18 protein-coding genes are annotated in these 16,478 nt (G+C 37.1%); 5 read left to right on the plus strand and 13 right to left on the minus strand.

All coding sequences use genetic code 11. The features are described from left to right. Positions 1-165: 165 nt before the first annotated feature. Positions 166-834 (plus strand): DUF1275 family protein, encoded by a 669-nt coding sequence (locus ACN0NP_RS00520; RefSeq protein ID WP_029875966.1) that lies wholly within the window; start codon positions 166-168, stop codon positions 832-834. A 34-nt stretch (positions 835-868) separates the two neighbouring features. Here ACN0NP_RS00520 and mmuM read toward each other — a convergent pair whose 3' ends face one another. From mmuM to ACN0NP_RS00555, 7 genes are all read right to left on the minus strand, one after another. Beyond that, positions 869-1,813, minus strand: coding sequence for a homocysteine S-methyltransferase (mmuM, locus tag ACN0NP_RS00525; protein ID WP_423217329.1), 945 nt, complete (start codon positions 1,811-1,813; stop codon positions 869-871). A 12-nt stretch (positions 1,814-1,825) separates the two neighbouring features. After that, entirely contained in the window at positions 1,826-3,202 is a 1,377-nt protein-coding gene (locus ACN0NP_RS00530) for an amino acid permease (protein ID WP_423217330.1), read from the minus strand. Between the two features lie 136 nt (positions 3,203-3,338). Next, complete coding sequence (gene yihA / locus ACN0NP_RS00535) at positions 3,339-3,932, minus strand: ribosome biogenesis GTP-binding protein YihA/YsxC (protein WP_423217331.1); 594 nt, start codon at positions 3,930-3,932, stop codon at positions 3,339-3,341. Between the two features lie 9 nt (positions 3,933-3,941). Further along, on the minus strand, positions 3,942-5,171 hold the full coding sequence (gene clpX / locus ACN0NP_RS00540; RefSeq protein ID WP_423217332.1) for an ATP-dependent Clp protease ATP-binding subunit ClpX: 1,230 nt from the start codon (positions 5,169-5,171) through the stop codon (positions 3,942-3,944). Between the two features lie 36 nt (positions 5,172-5,207). Further along, positions 5,208-5,378, minus strand: coding sequence for a hypothetical protein (locus tag ACN0NP_RS00545; protein ID WP_021142431.1), 171 nt, complete (start codon positions 5,376-5,378; stop codon positions 5,208-5,210). 15 nt (positions 5,379-5,393) lie between these two features. Beyond that, positions 5,394-5,888 carry a dihydrofolate reductase gene (locus ACN0NP_RS00550; RefSeq protein ID WP_021142432.1) on the minus strand — a complete coding sequence of 165 codons (495 nt, stop codon included), beginning with the start codon at positions 5,886-5,888 and terminating at the stop codon, positions 5,394-5,396. An 83-nt stretch (positions 5,889-5,971) separates the two neighbouring features. Then, a complete protein-coding gene (locus ACN0NP_RS00555) occupies positions 5,972-6,811 on the minus strand; it encodes a thymidylate synthase (RefSeq protein ID WP_021142433.1) in 840 nt (279 codons plus the stop codon). Positions 6,812-7,141: 330 nt separating this feature from the next. On the opposite strand from ACN0NP_RS00555, the gene ACN0NP_RS00560 reads away from it, so the two are divergent. From ACN0NP_RS00560 to trhA, 4 genes are all read left to right on the plus strand, one after another. Further along, entirely contained in the window at positions 7,142-8,320 is a 1,179-nt protein-coding gene (locus ACN0NP_RS00560; protein WP_074483567.1) for a hydroxymethylglutaryl-CoA synthase, read from the plus strand. Continuing rightward, positions 8,307-9,581, plus strand: coding sequence for a hydroxymethylglutaryl-CoA reductase, degradative (locus tag ACN0NP_RS00565; RefSeq protein WP_423217333.1), 1,275 nt, complete (start codon positions 8,307-8,309; stop codon positions 9,579-9,581). Before ACN0NP_RS00560 ends, ACN0NP_RS00565 begins: the two co-directional genes overlap by 14 nt. A gap of 186 nt (positions 9,582-9,767) precedes the next feature. Next, the gene (locus ACN0NP_RS00570; protein ID WP_423217334.1) at positions 9,768-10,211 is read left to right on the plus strand and encodes a DUF1836 domain-containing protein; all 444 of its coding nucleotides are present in this window, start codon (positions 9,768-9,770) and stop codon (positions 10,209-10,211) included. Then, positions 10,201-10,857, plus strand: a complete 657-nt coding sequence (gene trhA, locus ACN0NP_RS00575; RefSeq protein ID WP_024343981.1) for a PAQR family membrane homeostasis protein TrhA — start codon at positions 10,201-10,203, stop codon at positions 10,855-10,857. Before ACN0NP_RS00570 ends, trhA begins: the two co-directional genes overlap by 11 nt. 23 nt (positions 10,858-10,880) lie before the next feature. Here trhA and fni read toward each other — a convergent pair whose 3' ends face one another. From fni to ACN0NP_RS00605, 6 genes are all read right to left on the minus strand, one after another. After that, positions 10,881-11,879, minus strand: coding sequence for a type 2 isopentenyl-diphosphate Delta-isomerase (gene fni / locus ACN0NP_RS00580; protein ID WP_423217335.1), 999 nt, complete (start codon positions 11,877-11,879; stop codon positions 10,881-10,883). Continuing rightward, on the minus strand, positions 11,876-12,874 hold the full coding sequence (locus tag ACN0NP_RS00585) for a phosphomevalonate kinase (RefSeq protein ID WP_074450561.1): 999 nt from the start codon (positions 12,872-12,874) through the stop codon (positions 11,876-11,878). Before ACN0NP_RS00585 ends, fni begins: the two co-directional genes overlap by 4 nt. Then, on the minus strand, positions 12,861-13,811 hold the full coding sequence (mvaD, locus tag ACN0NP_RS00590) for a diphosphomevalonate decarboxylase (RefSeq protein ID WP_423217336.1): 951 nt from the start codon (positions 13,809-13,811) through the stop codon (positions 12,861-12,863). The genes ACN0NP_RS00585 and mvaD overlap by 14 nt, the downstream gene beginning before the upstream one ends. Next, positions 13,793-14,671 (minus strand): mevalonate kinase, encoded by an 879-nt coding sequence (gene mvk / locus ACN0NP_RS00595; RefSeq protein ID WP_074629521.1) that lies wholly within the window; start codon positions 14,669-14,671, stop codon positions 13,793-13,795. Before mvk ends, mvaD begins: the two co-directional genes overlap by 19 nt. A 154-nt stretch (positions 14,672-14,825) precedes the next feature. Then, a complete protein-coding gene (locus ACN0NP_RS00600) occupies positions 14,826-15,698 on the minus strand; it encodes a cysteine ABC transporter substrate-binding protein (RefSeq protein ID WP_039690569.1) in 873 nt (290 codons plus the stop codon). Positions 15,699-15,727: 29 nt separating this feature from the next. Further along, on the minus strand, positions 15,728-16,474 hold the full coding sequence (locus ACN0NP_RS00605; protein WP_274641809.1) for an amino acid ABC transporter ATP-binding protein: 747 nt from the start codon (positions 16,472-16,474) through the stop codon (positions 15,728-15,730). Positions 16,475-16,478 lie beyond the last annotated feature (4 nt).

Raw genomic sequence — 16,478 nt, forward strand, 5'->3', positions numbered from 1 at the left:
CCTTTCAACCTATCGATGATTTCAAGAAAATCTTTCTCATTTGAATTAATTAAAGTTCGATTATTTTTTTCACAAATCTCCCCTAGTACCTGACTTAATAAAATGTTACAATATGACTGTTGACTCTATTAGAAAGAAGGACATGGTGTGAATGATTTAGAATACATGCCTCAAAATAGTCGTTTTGAAGCTGTTTTACTTGGATTTTTAGGCGGAGCTCTTGATGTCTACTGTCAAATTCAATTTGACACCTTAGTTGCTACTCAAACAGGGAACATTTTGTTTCTTATTGCTGATATCAGCCATAGTTCACTACATCAGACATTAATCCGTTTTTATTCAGTTTTCTTTTTCTCACTCGGATTTATGTTTGGATTGCGTGTTCGAGCTCGGGCAAAAACAGCATTTTGGCGTGCTTATGCTATTTTACCATTGCTATTTGTTACCATTGCTCTACCGCTCTTACCTGAAAATCGACTTTTATGGGTAATTCTTTTAGCATTAGGAACTGGTCTATTAACCTTGACCTTCTCAGGCAGCCAAATTGAATCACACGCTTACTCGATTTTGATGACTTCCGGAAATTATCGTAAGATGATTACCGCTTGGCATAACTACCTTACTACTGAAAATAAAACTGCTAAGATGAAACGACAAGCTGTCAATTATTCATTGGTCGTTGTCAGTTTTGTTCTTGGTGCTATCTTTGTAGCAATCATTCACCACTTTATCCAAGTAAGAACCATTTGGATTGTATCATTGATACTATTAGCAATCATTTATCACTATACAAGTGTCGTTATCCGCTATCGCTTGCAAACGGCAAATATTTAACAAAAAACGTCTAGAAAATTTCTAGACGTTTTTATTATCTAAGATGATTAGTCAAACAAGCAATGTCATCAGGTGTTGTTCGGCAACAGCCCCCAACAACTTTTGCACCGAATTGATGCCAAATCTGACTGTTTTCTAGTAAAGTGTGAGTGTGATCCGGAAGAGATTTCCAAGTCTGTGTAGCCCCGTCATAAATCTCTCCCGAGTTAGGATAAGTGACTAGTGGCTTTTGTGACACTGTTCTAATTTTCTTAAGTAAATTTGAAATAACAGCTGGACTGCTGCAATTAATCCCCAAAGCTAAAATCTGCTTGCTAGCATCACACAAAGCTGCTACAGTTTCAATCGCAGTTCCATCAGAAATAGACTCATCATCCTGTGCCGTAAATGACATATAAGCCTCAGTTTCTGGAAATTCATCAGCTAATAATTCAATTAAAGCTTCTGTTTCAACAACATTTGGAATGGTTTCAATTCCCAAAAAATCACAGCCAGCTGACAATAGTGCCTTGATACGAGTGCGATGAAAATCTTTGAACTCTTCCTTAGACAAGTGATAGTTTCCATTGTATTCGGAACCATCAGCCAAATAAGCAGCGTAAGGTCCAACATCACCAGAAATCAAAGGATAGGGACGTTTACTCTTTTCATCATCAGACAAAACATTCCAAACATTTTCTCTTGCTTTTTTTGCCAAATCTACTGTTAAAGCAATGGTGTCAGTAGCTTCTTGTTCTGTTAAACCGTAATCTTCAAGTCCTTGAATGGTTGCCTGATAACTTGAAGTTGTGATGATATCAGCACCAGCTCGCAAATAAACTTCGTGTAAATCTTGAATCACTTTTGGATTTTCAAGTAAATACTTTGCAGACCAAAGTTTTCCTGACACATCATAGCCGCGATTTTCTAACTCCGTTCCAAGCGCACCATCTAAGATAACATATTCATTCTTGTCTAGTAAATCCTTAAATTTCCCCATAACTAACCTTTCTTACCATTTTTTATAACGAAGGTAATGATACAAATAACACAAAATAATAAATGGAATTCCAAAATAAAGTCCCGCTCTTTGCGAAGCATCCCAAGCAATCCCAACAATTGAAATTAACAATAGGATAATAGTAACGTATGGTAGCACCGGCGTAAATGGAGTTTTGTACGATAACTCAGAAATAGAGTGTTCTTTTAAAAAGACTTTTCTGAACTTAATCTGAGCTAAAGGAATTGATAGCCAAACCACTACCACAGCAAAACCAGCAATAGAAACAAGAGCAAGATAGACAGTATCTGCAGCGTATATACTTGAAAAAAGTGATAAAACAGCACCCAGCATTGATAATAATAATGCGCGCATTGGAACACCATGCTCATTAATCTTAACAATCTTTTTAGAAAGCATGCCTTCATTTGCAAGAGACCAGAGCATGCGACTTGAAGCATATAGTCCAGAATTTCCTGCTGATAAAATAGCTGTTAGAATAACAAAATTCATCACATCAGCTGCAAACGGAATTCCCATTTTATCAAAAACATCAACAAATGGTGCACTTGATACTCCAGCTTCTTTCATTGGTAACAGCGATGCCAAAACAAGAATTGTCAAAACAAAAAAGATGACCAAACGACCAATCGTTGTTTTAATTGCCTTTGGCACTGCTTCTTTAGGATTGTCAGTCTCACCTGCAGCAATTCCAATTAATTCAGTTCCAGAAAAAGCATAATTGACTGCTAACATTACTGAAACAACTGCAGCAAAACCTTTTGGAAATGCGCCGTTAGCAGTTAGATTTGTAAATAAAATTGCCTTGTGCTGACCTTCAAAACTGACTATTCCAAGCATTGCACCTAACCCAAGAATGATAAAGATAATGATGGCAATGACCTTAATGGATGCAAAAAAGGACTCCGCTTCCGCAAAACTTTTTACACTTAAGGCATTAATAGCAAAAATAATCAGAGCAAAAAATGTTGCAAAAGCCCATGTCGGAACACCTGGAAACCATCGTCCCATGAGCATTGCTGCGCCTAAAAATTCAGTTCCCAAAGCAACTGTCCAACAAATCCAGTACAGCCAGGCAACTGTAAATCCAGTTCCGGGACTTATGAATTTTGTAGCATAAGTGTGAAAAGACCCAGTAACGGGCATCGCTACAGCTAGCTCACCAAGTGATAGCATAACCAAATAAACAACAACAGCTCCTACCAAGTAAGATAGAACTGCTCCGAAAGGACCTGCTTGCGCAATTGTATACCCAGAACTGAGAAATAATCCCGTTCCAATAACACCACCAAGCGACAACATAAAGAGATGCCTGCTTGTCATCTTGCGTTGAAATTGACCTTCATTTTCAAAATTATGATTTTCCATAAAAACCTCTCAATACATAATAGGTCTATGATATCACAAGATTTTAAGAAACGGTAATAGACTTTAACTATCGACTTCTTAGTTTAAAACTATAGCATTGAAAAAAGCTTGAAATTTTCATCTCAAGCTTTCAATATTATAATTCTTCTAAAATACTATCCCATGATTCATCAAGACCAGTACGATCAACAGATGAAAAGACAATAAATTTATCAGTCTTATCGAAGTTCAATTTTTTCTTGATAGCTGATTCATGCTTATTCCATTTACCTCGTGGAATTTTATCTGCTTTCGTCGCAACAACGATAACAGGAATTTCATAATATTTTAGGAATTCATACATTTGGATGTCATCAGCACTTGGGTCATGACGAAAATCAACTAAGCTGACAACTGCACGAAGATTATCACGGCTTACAAGATATTCTTCAATCATTTTGCCCCATTTAGCACGCTCAGATTTAGAAACTTTGGCATAACCGTACCCTGGAACGTCAACAAAACGCAATTTGTCATCAATATTATAGAAATTAAGCAACTGCGTTTTTCCTGGCTTACTTGACGTACGTGCCAAGTTTTTACGCCCTAAAAGTGTGTTGATAAAACTAGATTTTCCAACATTTGAACGACCTGCTAAAGCAATTTCAGGCAGATCATCTTGTGGGTAATGTGATTTATTAGCTGCACTTAGTAGAAGTGAGGCATTATGGGTATTTAAATACTCAGTCATTTTCTCTCCTTATGCAGTTTCTAAGATAGGTTTATCAGTACCTTCGACAGCATCTTTAGTGATGCGAACTTTGGTAACTTCTTCGCGACTAGGAATTTCAAACATGATATCCATCATTGTTTCTTCGATAATTGAACGAAGTCCACGCGCACCTGTCTTACGTTCGATAGCTTTATTAGCAATTGCTTGAAGAGCATCTTCATCAAATTCCAACTCAACACCATCATAAGATAGCAATGTTTGGTATTGTTTAACCAAGGCATTGCGAGGTTCAGTCAAGATACGAACCAAATCATCCGCAGTCAATTGTTCAAGCGCAGCTACTACAGGCAAGCGTCCGATAAACTCTGGAATAAGACCAAATTTTTGAATATCTTCTGAGATGATTTCTTGCATATAAGATGCATCTTCATCAATTTTACGGTTATTTTGACCAAAACCAATAATTTTTTCACCAAGACGTTGTTTAACAATATCTTCGATACCGTCGAACGCACCACCAACGATGAAAAGAATATTCTTGGTATCAATTTGAATCATTTCTTGGTTAGGGTGTTTACGTCCACCTTGTGGTGGTACGCTAGCAACAGTTCCTTCAATGATTTTAAGAAGAGCTTGTTGAACACCTTCACCTGAAACGTCACGAGTAATTGAAACATTTTCACCTTTTTTAGCGATTTTATCAATTTCATCGACGTAGATAATACCACGTTCAGCACGTTCAATATTAAAATCAGCTGCTTGAATCAGTTTCAAAAGGATATTTTCAACGTCTTCACCGACATATCCTGCTTCAGTCAATGATGTCGCATCTGCAATCGCAAATGGAACATTAAGACTTTTAGCCAATGTTTGAGCAAGGAAAGTTTTCCCTGACCCTGTTGGTCCGATAAGCAAAATGTTTGATTTTTGCAATTCAACATCTTCTTCATCACGACTTTCAGCAAAAGATACACGCTTGTAGTGATTGTAAACTGCTACTGCAAGAGCACGTTTTGCACGTTCTTGACCAACAACATATTCATCAAGGGTAGCTAGTAATTCTTTTGGTTTTGGAACTTCTGCCAAATCTGCAAGAACTTCTTCTGCTAATTCTTCTTTAATAATCTCTTGGGATAAAGCCACACATTCATTACAAATAAAAACATTATTTCCTGCAATAATTTTTCTTACTTCGTCTTGGCTTTTTCCACAAAATGAGCAATAAACTTTTACATCATTTGTTCGATTTCCAACCATTTTGTTCTCTCTAACTTTATTTTTTCTCTCTATATATTAAAACAAGGTACCATACACGGCATGAATGGTATTTACAATATTAGTAAATGCATTCAAAAATAAAAGGACAGCTAATCCATAGCGTTTTTTACGAAGTGCTGGAATTGCACACAAAATACAGATAACTGCGAGCAGAGCCGTGAATACACCGAAAATACTTCTTTGCATTCCTATCTCCATGTGTTATTTTTCAAAAACAGTAATTGTAAAGTCATAGGCATTCTTGTCATCTTTTTCATAAAATGACTCAGAAACCTTTGTAAATTGTTCTAAATCAACGTCTGGGAAGTAAGTATCTCCCTCAAACTCACCGTGAACTGTTGTTTTTATAATCTCATCACAATAAGGCAAGAAGGCTTTATAAATACTTGCACCACCAACAACATAAAGGGTCTTATCGTGATTTTTAAACCACTCAAATACTTGATCCATATCGTGAACGACCGTCACACCATCAGCTTCAAAAGCTTTATCTCGAGTCAAAATCAATGTTTCACGGCCAGGTAAGATGCGACGTTTCATGCCATCAAAGGTCACTCGCCCCATTAAAAGAGCTTGTCCCATCGTTGTTTCTTTAAAATGCTTCAGTTCCTTTGGGAGTCGCCAAGGCAACCCATCATTCACACCGATTAGATGATTTTCATCTTCGGCCCAGATAGCAACGATTTTCTTTGTCATATTGTCCTCTCATTCATTACTTTCATTTTATCAGATTTCCTGTAAAAATGCAGAGATGCGATACGAAAAAGCCATGAAATAGATTAAATGGCTAAGTCAAATTTTAATTGTGGTTTGACTGGATCATAATCGACTAATTCAAAATCTTCAGGCTTAATATCAAAGAAATCTGTTCCATCTGGCACATTAAGAACCAAACGAGGTTTGCAATCAGTAGGTTCACGACGAAGCAATTCTTTTGCTTGTTCAAATTGATTGTCATAAATGTGCAAGTTGTTAACGAAATAGAAGAATTTTCCGACCTTCCAACCGAAGTGTTTTGCAATCATCATTTGGAGAGCAACGTATTGCATAGCATTAATATGGTGTGAAACCAACATGTCATTTGAACGTTGAGTCAAAGTGGCATCAAGATAAATATCGCCATCAACACGACGCACATCATACATAGTTTGGAAAGCACATGGCAAAAGACCATCTGTATTTTCAAAAGCTTCGTAATCCCAAAGTGAGATAACATTACGACGATTCCATGGATTGGCTTCTAATTGTTTTAAGATTTTACGAATGATATCGTGTTTCTTAACAACCGCTCCATAACGTTCACCGATTGTACCAGTGCCATCGACTTCCCAATCGTTCCAATATTTAACGTTGTATTTATCATTTAGAACTGAAAGATCATTGGTTTGATCTTGATAGATCCAAAAAATTTCGCGAATAGCACTTTTAATTGGAATAGGACGAAGAGTTGTAATCGGGAATTCACCTTTACTCAAATCATATTCAGCAAAAGCACCTGTTACGTATTTAGAATTTGCTTGTCCACCGCTTTGGTAAACAGGACGTGCGTTTTCTGAAAATACCCCTTCATCCATAATTCTTTTGATATTTTCTTTAAAAATAACATCTGCTTTTGTCATGCTATCCGCTCTCCTTTGATTTATTGTTTGATTTTTAAAAAATCATTCTTTTCCATTTTATCTGAAAACAGTTAAAATTTCCAGCTTTTTAGTAGATTTAATAAGATTTTCTCATTTACTTTGAAAGATTAAATCAATATTTTTTTATAGAGTAATTAGGCTACTTTATGGTAAAATTATCAATGGACAATTAGTCACGCCGTAAATTTACTAAAAAAGAGTTTCTTATTTAAAAGGATTTCCCCGCCTTTTAAAAACTTGTTAGGCTAATAAGAAGAAAGTAAAACACCTAACATTTATTGGAAATTCAATAAAAAGAAAGGTTTTTTCATGAACATTGGTATTGATAAAATTGGATTTGCAACAGCACAATATATGCTGAATATGGACGACCTAGCCGAGAGCCGAGACGTTGATCCAGATAAATATAGTAAAGGTCTTCTATTAAATAACTTAAGTATCACACCTGTTAACGACGACATCGTAACACTTGGTGCTTCTGCTGCAAAAAGTATTCTTAGCGACCAAGATAAAGAAGACATTGATATGGTCATTGTAGCAACAGAATCATCTGTTGACCAAAGTAAAGCTGCTGCAACTTGGATTCACCACCTTTTGGGTATCCAACCTTTTGCTCGCAGCATCGAAATGAAAGAAGCTTGCTACAGTGCAACAGCTGCACTTGACTATGCTCGATTGCATGTTCAAAAACACCCTGAATCAAAAGTATTGGTTATTGCTGCTGACGTAGCACGCTACGGGGCGAACACACCAGGTGAACCTACTCAAGGTGCTGGAAGTATCGCTATGCTGATTTCAAAAGACCCACGCATTATGCTTTTGAATGATAATTCAGTTGCTCAAACGCGTGATATCATGGATTTCTGGCGTCCGAACTACTCAACAACACCTTTTGTAAATGGTATTTACTCTACAAAACAATACCTTAGCATGCTAAAAACAACTTGGGAAGAATTCCAAAAACGTTTTGAAACATCACTAGCTGACTTTTCAGCCTTTTGTTTCCACTTGCCATTTCCAAAATTAGCCCTCAAAGGCTTTAATAAAGTAATGGATAAAAATCTACCAGAAGAATTGCAAGCTAAACTCAAAGACAACTTTGAAAAATCAATTCTCTACAGCAAACAAGTTGGTAACATGTACACTGGTTCACTCTACCTTGGACTTCTATCACTTCTTGAAAACTCTGAAAATCTCGCTGCTGGTGACAACATTGCCCTCTTTAGTTATGGTAGTGGTGCCGTAGCAGAAATTTTCACAGGAACTTTGGTAGAAGGATTTAAAGATATGCTTCAGACAAGTCGTCTTGAATCTCTAAAAAATCGTATCAAACTTTCTGTTGAAGAATATGAAAAACTCTTCTTTGAAGAAGTTGAAGTTGACTCAGAAGGTAATGCTACCGTTGCCGATTACAAAACTGGTGCATTTGCCCTCAAAGAAATTCGTGAACATCAAAGAATCTATGGTGAAGTAAATGACAACAAATAAAGTGACTTGGGGAGGTTTCTCCAAAAAAACGTTGGCTGAACGCCTTGAACATCTCAAAAAAAATGAACTAATCAGTTCTGAAAATCTTGACCGTTTAAAATCAAATGAACTACTCTCACTTGAAACAGCTAATCAGATGACAGAAAATCTTATCGGAACATTTTCATTGCCGTTTTCATTAGCACCCGATTTTCAAATTGATGGAGCTATTTTCAATGTTCCAATGGTAACTGAAGAACCTTCAGTGGTTGCTGCAGCTAGCTTTGCTGCGAAAATTATCAAACGTTCTGGAGGCTTCAAAACTCAAGTTCACTCTCGTAAAATGATTGGACAAATTGCACTTTACGATGTTCCAAATAAAAGTGCTGCAAAAAAAGCAATCATCGAACACACCGACCAACTGATTACTTTAGCAAACGATGCTCATCCTTCTATCGTAAAACGTGGGGGTGGTGCTCGTGAATTGAGTATCGATGAAAAAGATGATTTCCTTATTGTCTACTTAACCGTTGACACTCAAGAAGCGATGGGCGCTAACATGGTCAACACCATGATGGAGGCTTTAGTACCAAGTCTTGAAGAACTCTCTGGCGGAAAAAGCTTAATGGCAATTCTGTCAAACTATGCGACCGAATCTTTAGTAACTTCAGAATGTCAAGTTGACCTACGTTACCTCAGTCGTAATAAAGATGAAGCTAAAGAGTTAGCTCGAAAATTCCACCTAGCAAGCAAACTTGCTCAAGAAGATGTTTACCGAGCAAGCACACATAACAAAGGTATTTTTAACGGAATTGACGCTGTTGTTATGGCAACAGGAAATGACTGGCGTGCCATCGAAGCTGGTGCAAACACTTATGCTTGTAAAGATGGTCAATACCGCGGTCTTGCCACTTGGAATTACGATGAAGAGGCTCAGGTGCTTCGTGGTCAGCTAACGCTTCCTATGCCAATCGCAACTCGCGGAGGTTCAATTGGTCTTAATCCAACAGTCAAAATCGCTCACGATATGCTTGGTTACCCTGATGCTCGTCAACTAGCTCGAATCATCGTTTCTGTCGGTTTAGCACAAAACTTTGCTGCCGTTAAAGCTTTGACTTCAACTGGTATTCAAGCAGGACACATGAAACTACAAGCAAAATCGCTTGCCCTTCTTTCAGGTGCTAAAGATAAAGAAGTTGCTGAAGTTGTAAAAGCTTTGCTTAAGGCACCACATATGAACCTTGAAACAGCGCAGCACATCTTACAAAATATTAGAAATTAAATTACATCGAGCCAACTTATTAATATTGGCTCGATTTTTATTTTTGAACTCAGGACAGTTAACCAGCTCTTCTATTTCCCGGCTCGTGAAAAAACTGTCCACTGGACAGTTTTTTTCCTTGACTTCAATTATCGATAATTATATAATCTAGTTATCAATACTAGATGAAGAGGTGGAGATAACTTTATGAGTACTACTTATCCAAAATGGTCTGAGTTACCACAAATTGATTTATACTTAGACCAAGTTCTTCTTTATGTTAATCAAGTTGGTCAGGCTAATCAACAAGATGCTAAAGGCTTGACTGCTTCTATGATAAATAATTATGTAAAACATGGTCATCTTGAAAAACCAATTAAAAAGAAATATAGCCGTAAACAAGTCGCTAGACTAATCGTTATTACAGCATTAAAAAATGTTTTTTCAATTCAAGAAATTAGTCAAACTTTGGCACTCTTAACTGCTGATGATCAATCACAAAAACGTTACGATGATTTTGTGTCATGTATGAATGACGAGAAAATTGATGACTTACCTCCTGTGGTCGTCTCTGCTTGTCAAACTTTGAAACTTTATTTTCAAACACATGAATTAGTCCAAAAATTAGAAGGAGATTCTCATGAAAGCTAGCATGACTTTAAAACTCAGTAAACGTCTTTCTTTTGGTGAAGAGGTTGCAAATAGTGTTACTCACGCGGTTGGTGCGGTAGCAATGCTTGTACTACTTCCTATCACTGCTATTTATAGTTATCATCACTATGGCATGCAAGCTGCTGTGGGAATGTCAATTTTCGATATTAGTTTATTTTTGATGTTTCTGTCGTCAACAGTTTATCACTCAATGCAGTATGACTCACCACAAAAATTCATTTTACGAATCATTGACCACAGCATGATTTACATTGCTATTGCGGGTTCATACACACCAGTTGCTCTTTCTCTTGTTGGTGGCTGGCTTGGTTATTTGATTATCATTTTGCAATGGGGTGCCACAATCTTTGGCATTCTTTACAAAATTTTTGCTAAAAAAATCAATGAAAAATTCTCACTCTTTCTTTACTTGCTCATGGGATGGTTGGTCATATTCATCATTCCAAGTATTGTAAGTAAGACTGGCGTCGTCTTTTGGGCTCTAATGCTTGCCGGTGGTCTAGCTTATACTATTGGTGCAGTTTTCTATGCTAGAAAACGTCCTTACGACCACATGATTTGGCATATCTTTATCTTGATTGCTTCTGTTCTTCATTACATTGCAATTGTTTATTTCATGCTATGATACAAAAAAACACTGATTTAAAATCAGTGCTTTTTATTTGCTTCGCTTAATTTTCCGTATAAAAGGTAATCAACATTTCGTAAGTCTGCAATCGTCTTACAATTAAGAGCACACATAATAAGACGCAAATCATCTTTCCAGCCATTTACAATATCAACAACTTGCTCAACTGGATATTTCTCAACAAGCTCTAAAACAGTTCGTGAAAGACCGACACCTTTTGCACCAAGAACAAAGCATTTCACCATGTCAAGAGGATGACGTACACCACCTGAAGCCAGAATTTCGACGGTGTCAACAAAATCTTGTAGATTTAAAAGGCTTTGAACAGTAGTTTGACCCCATTCATTTAAGTATGAACGGTCGCCACCACGTTGGTTTTCAATAAAAGCAAAACTTGTTCCGCCACGTCCTGAAATATCAAAGGTTTTAATGCCAAATGCATGTGCCATCTGAATAGTTTTTAAATCCATTCCAAATCCAACTTCTTTTAAAACGACTGGAACAGGCATTTTTGTAGCGTAGTTTTCTAAATTTTTCTTCCAAGAACGAAACTCTCGTTCACCCTCAGGCATCAAGAGTTCCTGCATCAAATTCACGTGAACTTGCAAGAAGATAGGCTGCATTTCATCAACGGTCTGCAATCCTAGTTCATATGGTTTGTCAATACCAAGATTTGTCGCAAGTAATAAATCTGGATAATCTTTCTTGCTTGGATAAGAATCATCTTGCGGATTTTTTAGCGCGGCACTATATGACCCTGTCACCATGACAAGACCTGTCGCTTGAGCAACTTGAGCTAATTTACGGTTAACTGCCTTTGCTTTTTCTGAGCCACCTGTCATCGCATTGATATAAAATGGGTAATCAAAATCGCGCCCAGCAAAATGCGTGTGCAAATCAATCTCACTCAAATCATAATCTGGAAGAGAATGGTGAATCAATTCCATCTCATCAAAGGAATTATAAGGAGATTGGTATTTCAATGCATACTTAATATGCTCATCTTTACGATTCATCATGATAATTTCTCCAAATCTAGTAGTTCAATACCAAGATTTTGCCAACGTGTGATAAGTTCTTTCGTGTCATTGCTGTCAAATGATATTGCAATACCACAGTCACCACCGCCTGAACCAGATGATTTAGCAATCACATCCAGACCTTCTTCTGCAGCCTTCAAATCTTTTAGTTTATCAATGTAAATAGCTGAGCTAAGGCTGAGCAATAAATCACTGACGTTTTGAAGTGCAGATTTAATTTTCTCTTTATCACCGCTCAAAAGAGCTTTTTTACAAGTTTGAACTTGCTGTTCAGTTTCCGTCAAAAATTCTTCTGAAATGGCTGATTTAACGAGATTAATCATATCTTTTGAAATTGACGGTTGCTTAGTCCAACCGACCAAAAACTCACAAGACAAGGCTGGTTTTATCACCTCAATCTGATATTCCCAGTCTTTATCAAGGACAGTCTGAATTGGCTCATCCGCAATCCATTTGGCAACCTTTTGTCGATTAAATGAAGTAAATGCAACTAAGTCATCGTATGCAATACAAGCAATATCCCCCATCGAACCATTGTCACCAAGTTTTAAAAGTGTGTAAGACGCCAATTTAAAAAGAAGGTCGGCTGACAAATTCAAATCATAAAAAGCTGATAAAGCCTTGAGCGTTAGGACAGTGACTGAACCACTTGAACCAATGCCAAATTTTTTCCCGTCACGTTCCATTTTTCCTGTGATTTCAAGTGAAAATGGTACTAATTCATCAATTGACTTGCCAAGATAATCAGCTAAAGTCTGAACACTTGCTTGAATTAAAGCATAATTTTTATCTTCAGACATTGTAGCTGAGTAATCAAACATATCAGAAGAAAGCTTGATTGTAGAATTCTCTTTAACAACCGCTGTCATATGAATTGGGATATTTTTAATGATTGCAGTCTGCCCTGGTGTCAGCACAGCGTATTCTCCAGCGATATAGAGTTTTCCGCCTGTCTGAACTTTAGTCATTTTCATATGGTAATTCCTTAGTACGTGAAACAATTACACGATAGTTTTCTTCAAAACGTTTTGTCAATCGCTCTAAATCTTCTTCTAAACAAAGCACTTTAACATTTGGCCCAGCATCCATTGTGAAGTAACATTTTTCACCTTCAGCACGAAGTTGTTTGACAAAGTCCATTGCCTTATAACTTTCTTCTGTCAAGTAGTTAAACGGTGGGTTGGCATGCGTGTTTGTGTCATGCATTGCAAGTGCGTTGCGTTCAGTTAACTCACCAACACGTTCAAAGTCGTTATTTTTAAGATAACCTAGCATGTCTTTGTAATCTTGTTCAGATTGTTTGACCCAATTCTCAAACGTTGTTGATGTTTCAACACAGCGTTTCATACCTTCTCGACTAGAGATTGGTTTCTTGCTATCGCTCAAAACAAGCATAATCATGCCAAGTTTGAGGTCAGTTTCTACTTGATAGACTTCTCCAGTATCTTTATCCCAAGCAGCAAGTGGTCCGAAGAATGAACGTGAAGATGAACCAGAAGCAAATTTTGCTTTTTGAGCCAGTTCAGCCTGAGTCAAACCAGTTTCAAAAAGTTCATTACATGCCTTCACAAGCGCTGACAATCCACTAGAACTTGATGACAATCCTGCTGCTGTTGGCATGTTATTACTTGTCTCTACTTTTACAAACTCAGTACGCTGCCCGCGGTACTGATCAATGATGGCAGAAATTTTAGCATGCTCTTTCTCATCTTGCAAAACACCGTTAATATAAAATTCATCGTGAGTTGCTGTGCCTGGCAAAAAGGATACACTTGTTGTGGTAAACATATTTTCCAGTGTCAATGAAATACTGCTGGTTGCTGGAATCATCTTAGCTGCGTCAGCTTTCCCCCAGTATTTAATAATAGCGATATTGGCATATGATTTTACCGTTACAATTTTTCGATCCACGTTTGAACCGCTCCTCCTTCTGTTAATGCTTTACTAATTTTTTCTGCTTGTGCTTTGGTCTGTGCAAGGGCAATAATGCATCCACCAAGACCTCCGCCACTCATTTTGGCACCAAGGGCACCATTTTCTAAAGAAATCTGAACTAATTGGTCAGCTTTTTCAATGCTAACGCCAATTGCTTGTAAGTGACTGTGTGCTTTTGTCATCAAGGAACCAATTTCAGAAATAGCCTTGTCTTGAATCGCTTTTTGAACCATTTCTGTCAAGTCTCCTAAAGCTGCAAGATGTGGCAAATTAGCTTCCTCAGCTTGTGCAACTTTTTCAACTGCTTCACGCGTATTTCCATAAATACCCGTATCTGCGATAACAAGATAAGCATCCAAGTCTAGGTCAAGTGTGCTAAAACCAATATTTCGAATAAAGGTAATTGCCTTGTCACTCAAACATGTCTTAGCATCAAGGCCACTCGGATTTGAATGTGCAATAATTTCTGCTTTATTTACCAAAATTTCAAGAGTATCCATGTCAATACTTTGCTCGAAATAATCAAACACGGCACGAATTGCTGCGATTGAAACCGCCGCTGATGAACCCATGCCTCGTTTTTGAGGAATTTCTGAGCGAATATCATAAGTGATTGAAACATCAGTATGATTTAGGTACTCAAGTGCCGCATAAACGGCTGTTGATAGTGTATCATAATAATCAAAGTGAATTTTTTCATCAGCTGGATAAATACGACATTCCACTTCAATGCCTTGAAGTGGAATTGCAATGGCAGGATAGCCATACACCACTGAATGTTCACCCATCCAAATAATCTTACTATGCGCCTTTCCGACGCCAATTTTCTTAGTCATTTTCTTCTCTTACAATTTTTAGTTTACACTCCATTTTATCATTGTTCCGCAAAAAAAGCGACTCTTACTAAAAAATGTTTTAGCATTCAAATAAATCACGAAAAAATCTGAGATAATCAATCTCAGATTTCTTAATTTTTACATTGTTGATTTTTTAATCAACTTCACCACTCTCTACGACCAAGTCATCTGCTTTTGCAGCATCACCGTAAACTGGAGCTAATGTCTTGTCATAGTCTTCGTGGAAGAAGTTTTCATCACCCAAAGATTTAATTTCATCATTAATCCAATCAAGAAGCTCAGTATTTCCTTTTTGAACTGCTGGAGCAATGGTATCTGTGTCACCCAAACTTGTAATGCCAACTTCGTAACCTTTATTTTCCAAAGCCCATGCTAAAACTTCTGTATTGTCAGTTGATAGCGCGTCACCTCGACCATCTAACAGTGCTTGATATGCTTCGCTGTACTGATCAAATTTTAAAAGATTTACTTTTGGATAATGTTTTTCAAAGTATGTTTCAGCTGTTGTTCCTTTGCCAACGATCAAAGTTTTTCCTTCTAAAGCATCAACGTCAGAAATTAATTGATTACTTGGCGATACGACACCTAACGCCACTTTCATGTATGGCAAAGCAAAATCAACTTGTTTTGCACGTTCGTCAGTCACTGTAAAGTTGGCAAGAATAATATCTACTTTAGCTGATGTCAAATACTCAACACGACTTGCTGGGTCTACTGAAACATATTTAACTTTAACACCCAAATCTTTTGCTAAACGGTTTGCAAAATAAACATCATATCCTTGGTATTTTCCTTTGTCATCAACATAACCAAACGGTTTTTTATCTGAGAAAACTCCAATTTTAATGGTACCGCTCTTCTTGATTGCATCAAGAGAGCGAGCTTTGGCTGTTGACGTAGCTGAAGATGAATTTTTAGTAGTTGAAGATTTTGAAGTTGAGCATCCTGCAGCAAAAACAATTAATAAAAGACTAACAATCGCTAAAAAACGTTTTACAATTTTCATATATAACTCCTTAAATTTTTATTACCTATTTAACCAACTGTAGAAAAATCAAAGACATTCAAGAAATCACGCGCACGTTGAGTTCTTGGTTGCCTGAAAAATAATCTCGCATCACTTTCTTCTACAATTTGTCCCTTTTCAAGAAAAATCACACGATCTGCTATCGCTTTTGCAAACTGTAGCTCATGCGTCACAATAATCATTGTCCTACCTTCGTGTGCAAGTTCCCCAATCAACTCTAAAACTTCTCTAACCATTTCAGGGTCAAGTGACGCTGTAACTTCATCAAATAGAAGCACTTCAGGATGTAAAAGTAAACTTCTCACAATAGCAACCCTTTGCATCTGACCGCCAGATAACTCGTGAGGATAACTATTTTCTTTTCCTTCTAAACCAACTCGCTTAAGTAGTTTTAATGCCTCGCCCTTCACTTCCTCTACTGACCTTTTTTGAACCTTTACTGGTGCTAATAAAAGATTTTTTAGAACTGTTAAGTGTGGGAAAAGGTCGTAGGATTGAAATACCATGCCGATTTTTTGGCGAACAAGGGGAAGATTTTTAGACTCTTTTAAAATTTCCTTGCCTTCAAGTTCAACTCTTCCTGCTTGAATTGGTTCCAAGCCATTGATACAACGAAGTAATGTTGATTTTCCACAACCTGACGGACCTAGAATGACTAAAACTTCACCCTCTTCAACGGAAAACGAAACTTGGTTGAGAATCTTTTGCTCGCCATAAGATTTTTCAATATCTTTAAGTTCTAAAATCGTTGCCAAATGA

Source organism: Streptococcus equinus (genome assembly GCF_049393805.1).
Taxonomy (GTDB): Bacteria; Bacillota; Bacilli; order Lactobacillales; family Streptococcaceae; genus Streptococcus; species Streptococcus equinus.

Excerpts from the sequence above, each read along its gene's own strand:
- ACN0NP_RS00520 (WP_029875966.1), top strand. The coding sequence starts at position 166 with ATGCCTCAAAATAGTCGTTTTGAAGCTGTTTTACTTGGATTTTTAGGC.
- mmuM (WP_423217329.1), bottom strand. The coding sequence starts at position 1,813 with ATGGGGAAATTTAAGGATTTACTAGACAAGAATGAATATGTTATCTTA.
- ACN0NP_RS00530 (WP_423217330.1), bottom strand. The coding sequence starts at position 3,202 with ATGGAAAATCATAATTTTGAAAATGAAGGTCAATTTCAACGCAAGATG.
- yihA (WP_423217331.1), bottom strand. The coding sequence starts at position 3,932 with ATGACTGAGTATTTAAATACCCATAATGCCTCACTTCTACTAAGTGCA.
- clpX (WP_423217332.1), bottom strand. The coding sequence starts at position 5,171 with ATGGTTGGAAATCGAACAAATGATGTAAAAGTTTATTGCTCATTTTGT.
- ACN0NP_RS00545 (WP_021142431.1), bottom strand. The coding sequence starts at position 5,378 with ATGCAAAGAAGTATTTTCGGTGTATTCACGGCTCTGCTCGCAGTTATC.
- ACN0NP_RS00550 (WP_021142432.1), bottom strand. The coding sequence starts at position 5,888 with ATGACAAAGAAAATCGTTGCTATCTGGGCCGAAGATGAAAATCATCTA.
- ACN0NP_RS00555 (WP_021142433.1), bottom strand. The coding sequence starts at position 6,811 with ATGACAAAAGCAGATGTTATTTTTAAAGAAAATATCAAAAGAATTATG.
- ACN0NP_RS00560 (WP_074483567.1), top strand. The coding sequence starts at position 7,142 with ATGAACATTGGTATTGATAAAATTGGATTTGCAACAGCACAATATATG.
- ACN0NP_RS00565 (WP_423217333.1), top strand. The coding sequence starts at position 8,307 with ATGACAACAAATAAAGTGACTTGGGGAGGTTTCTCCAAAAAAACGTTG.
- ACN0NP_RS00570 (WP_423217334.1), top strand. The coding sequence starts at position 9,768 with ATGAGTACTACTTATCCAAAATGGTCTGAGTTACCACAAATTGATTTA.
- trhA (WP_024343981.1), top strand. The coding sequence starts at position 10,201 with ATGAAAGCTAGCATGACTTTAAAACTCAGTAAACGTCTTTCTTTTGGT.
- fni (WP_423217335.1), bottom strand. The coding sequence starts at position 11,879 with ATGATGAATCGTAAAGATGAGCATATTAAGTATGCATTGAAATACCAA.
- ACN0NP_RS00585 (WP_074450561.1), bottom strand. The coding sequence starts at position 12,874 with ATGAAAATGACTAAAGTTCAGACAGGCGGAAAACTCTATATCGCTGGA.
- mvk (WP_074629521.1), bottom strand. The coding sequence starts at position 14,671 with ATGACTAAGAAAATTGGCGTCGGAAAGGCGCATAGTAAGATTATTTGG.
- ACN0NP_RS00600 (WP_039690569.1), bottom strand. The coding sequence starts at position 15,698 with ATGAAAATTGTAAAACGTTTTTTAGCGATTGTTAGTCTTTTATTAATT.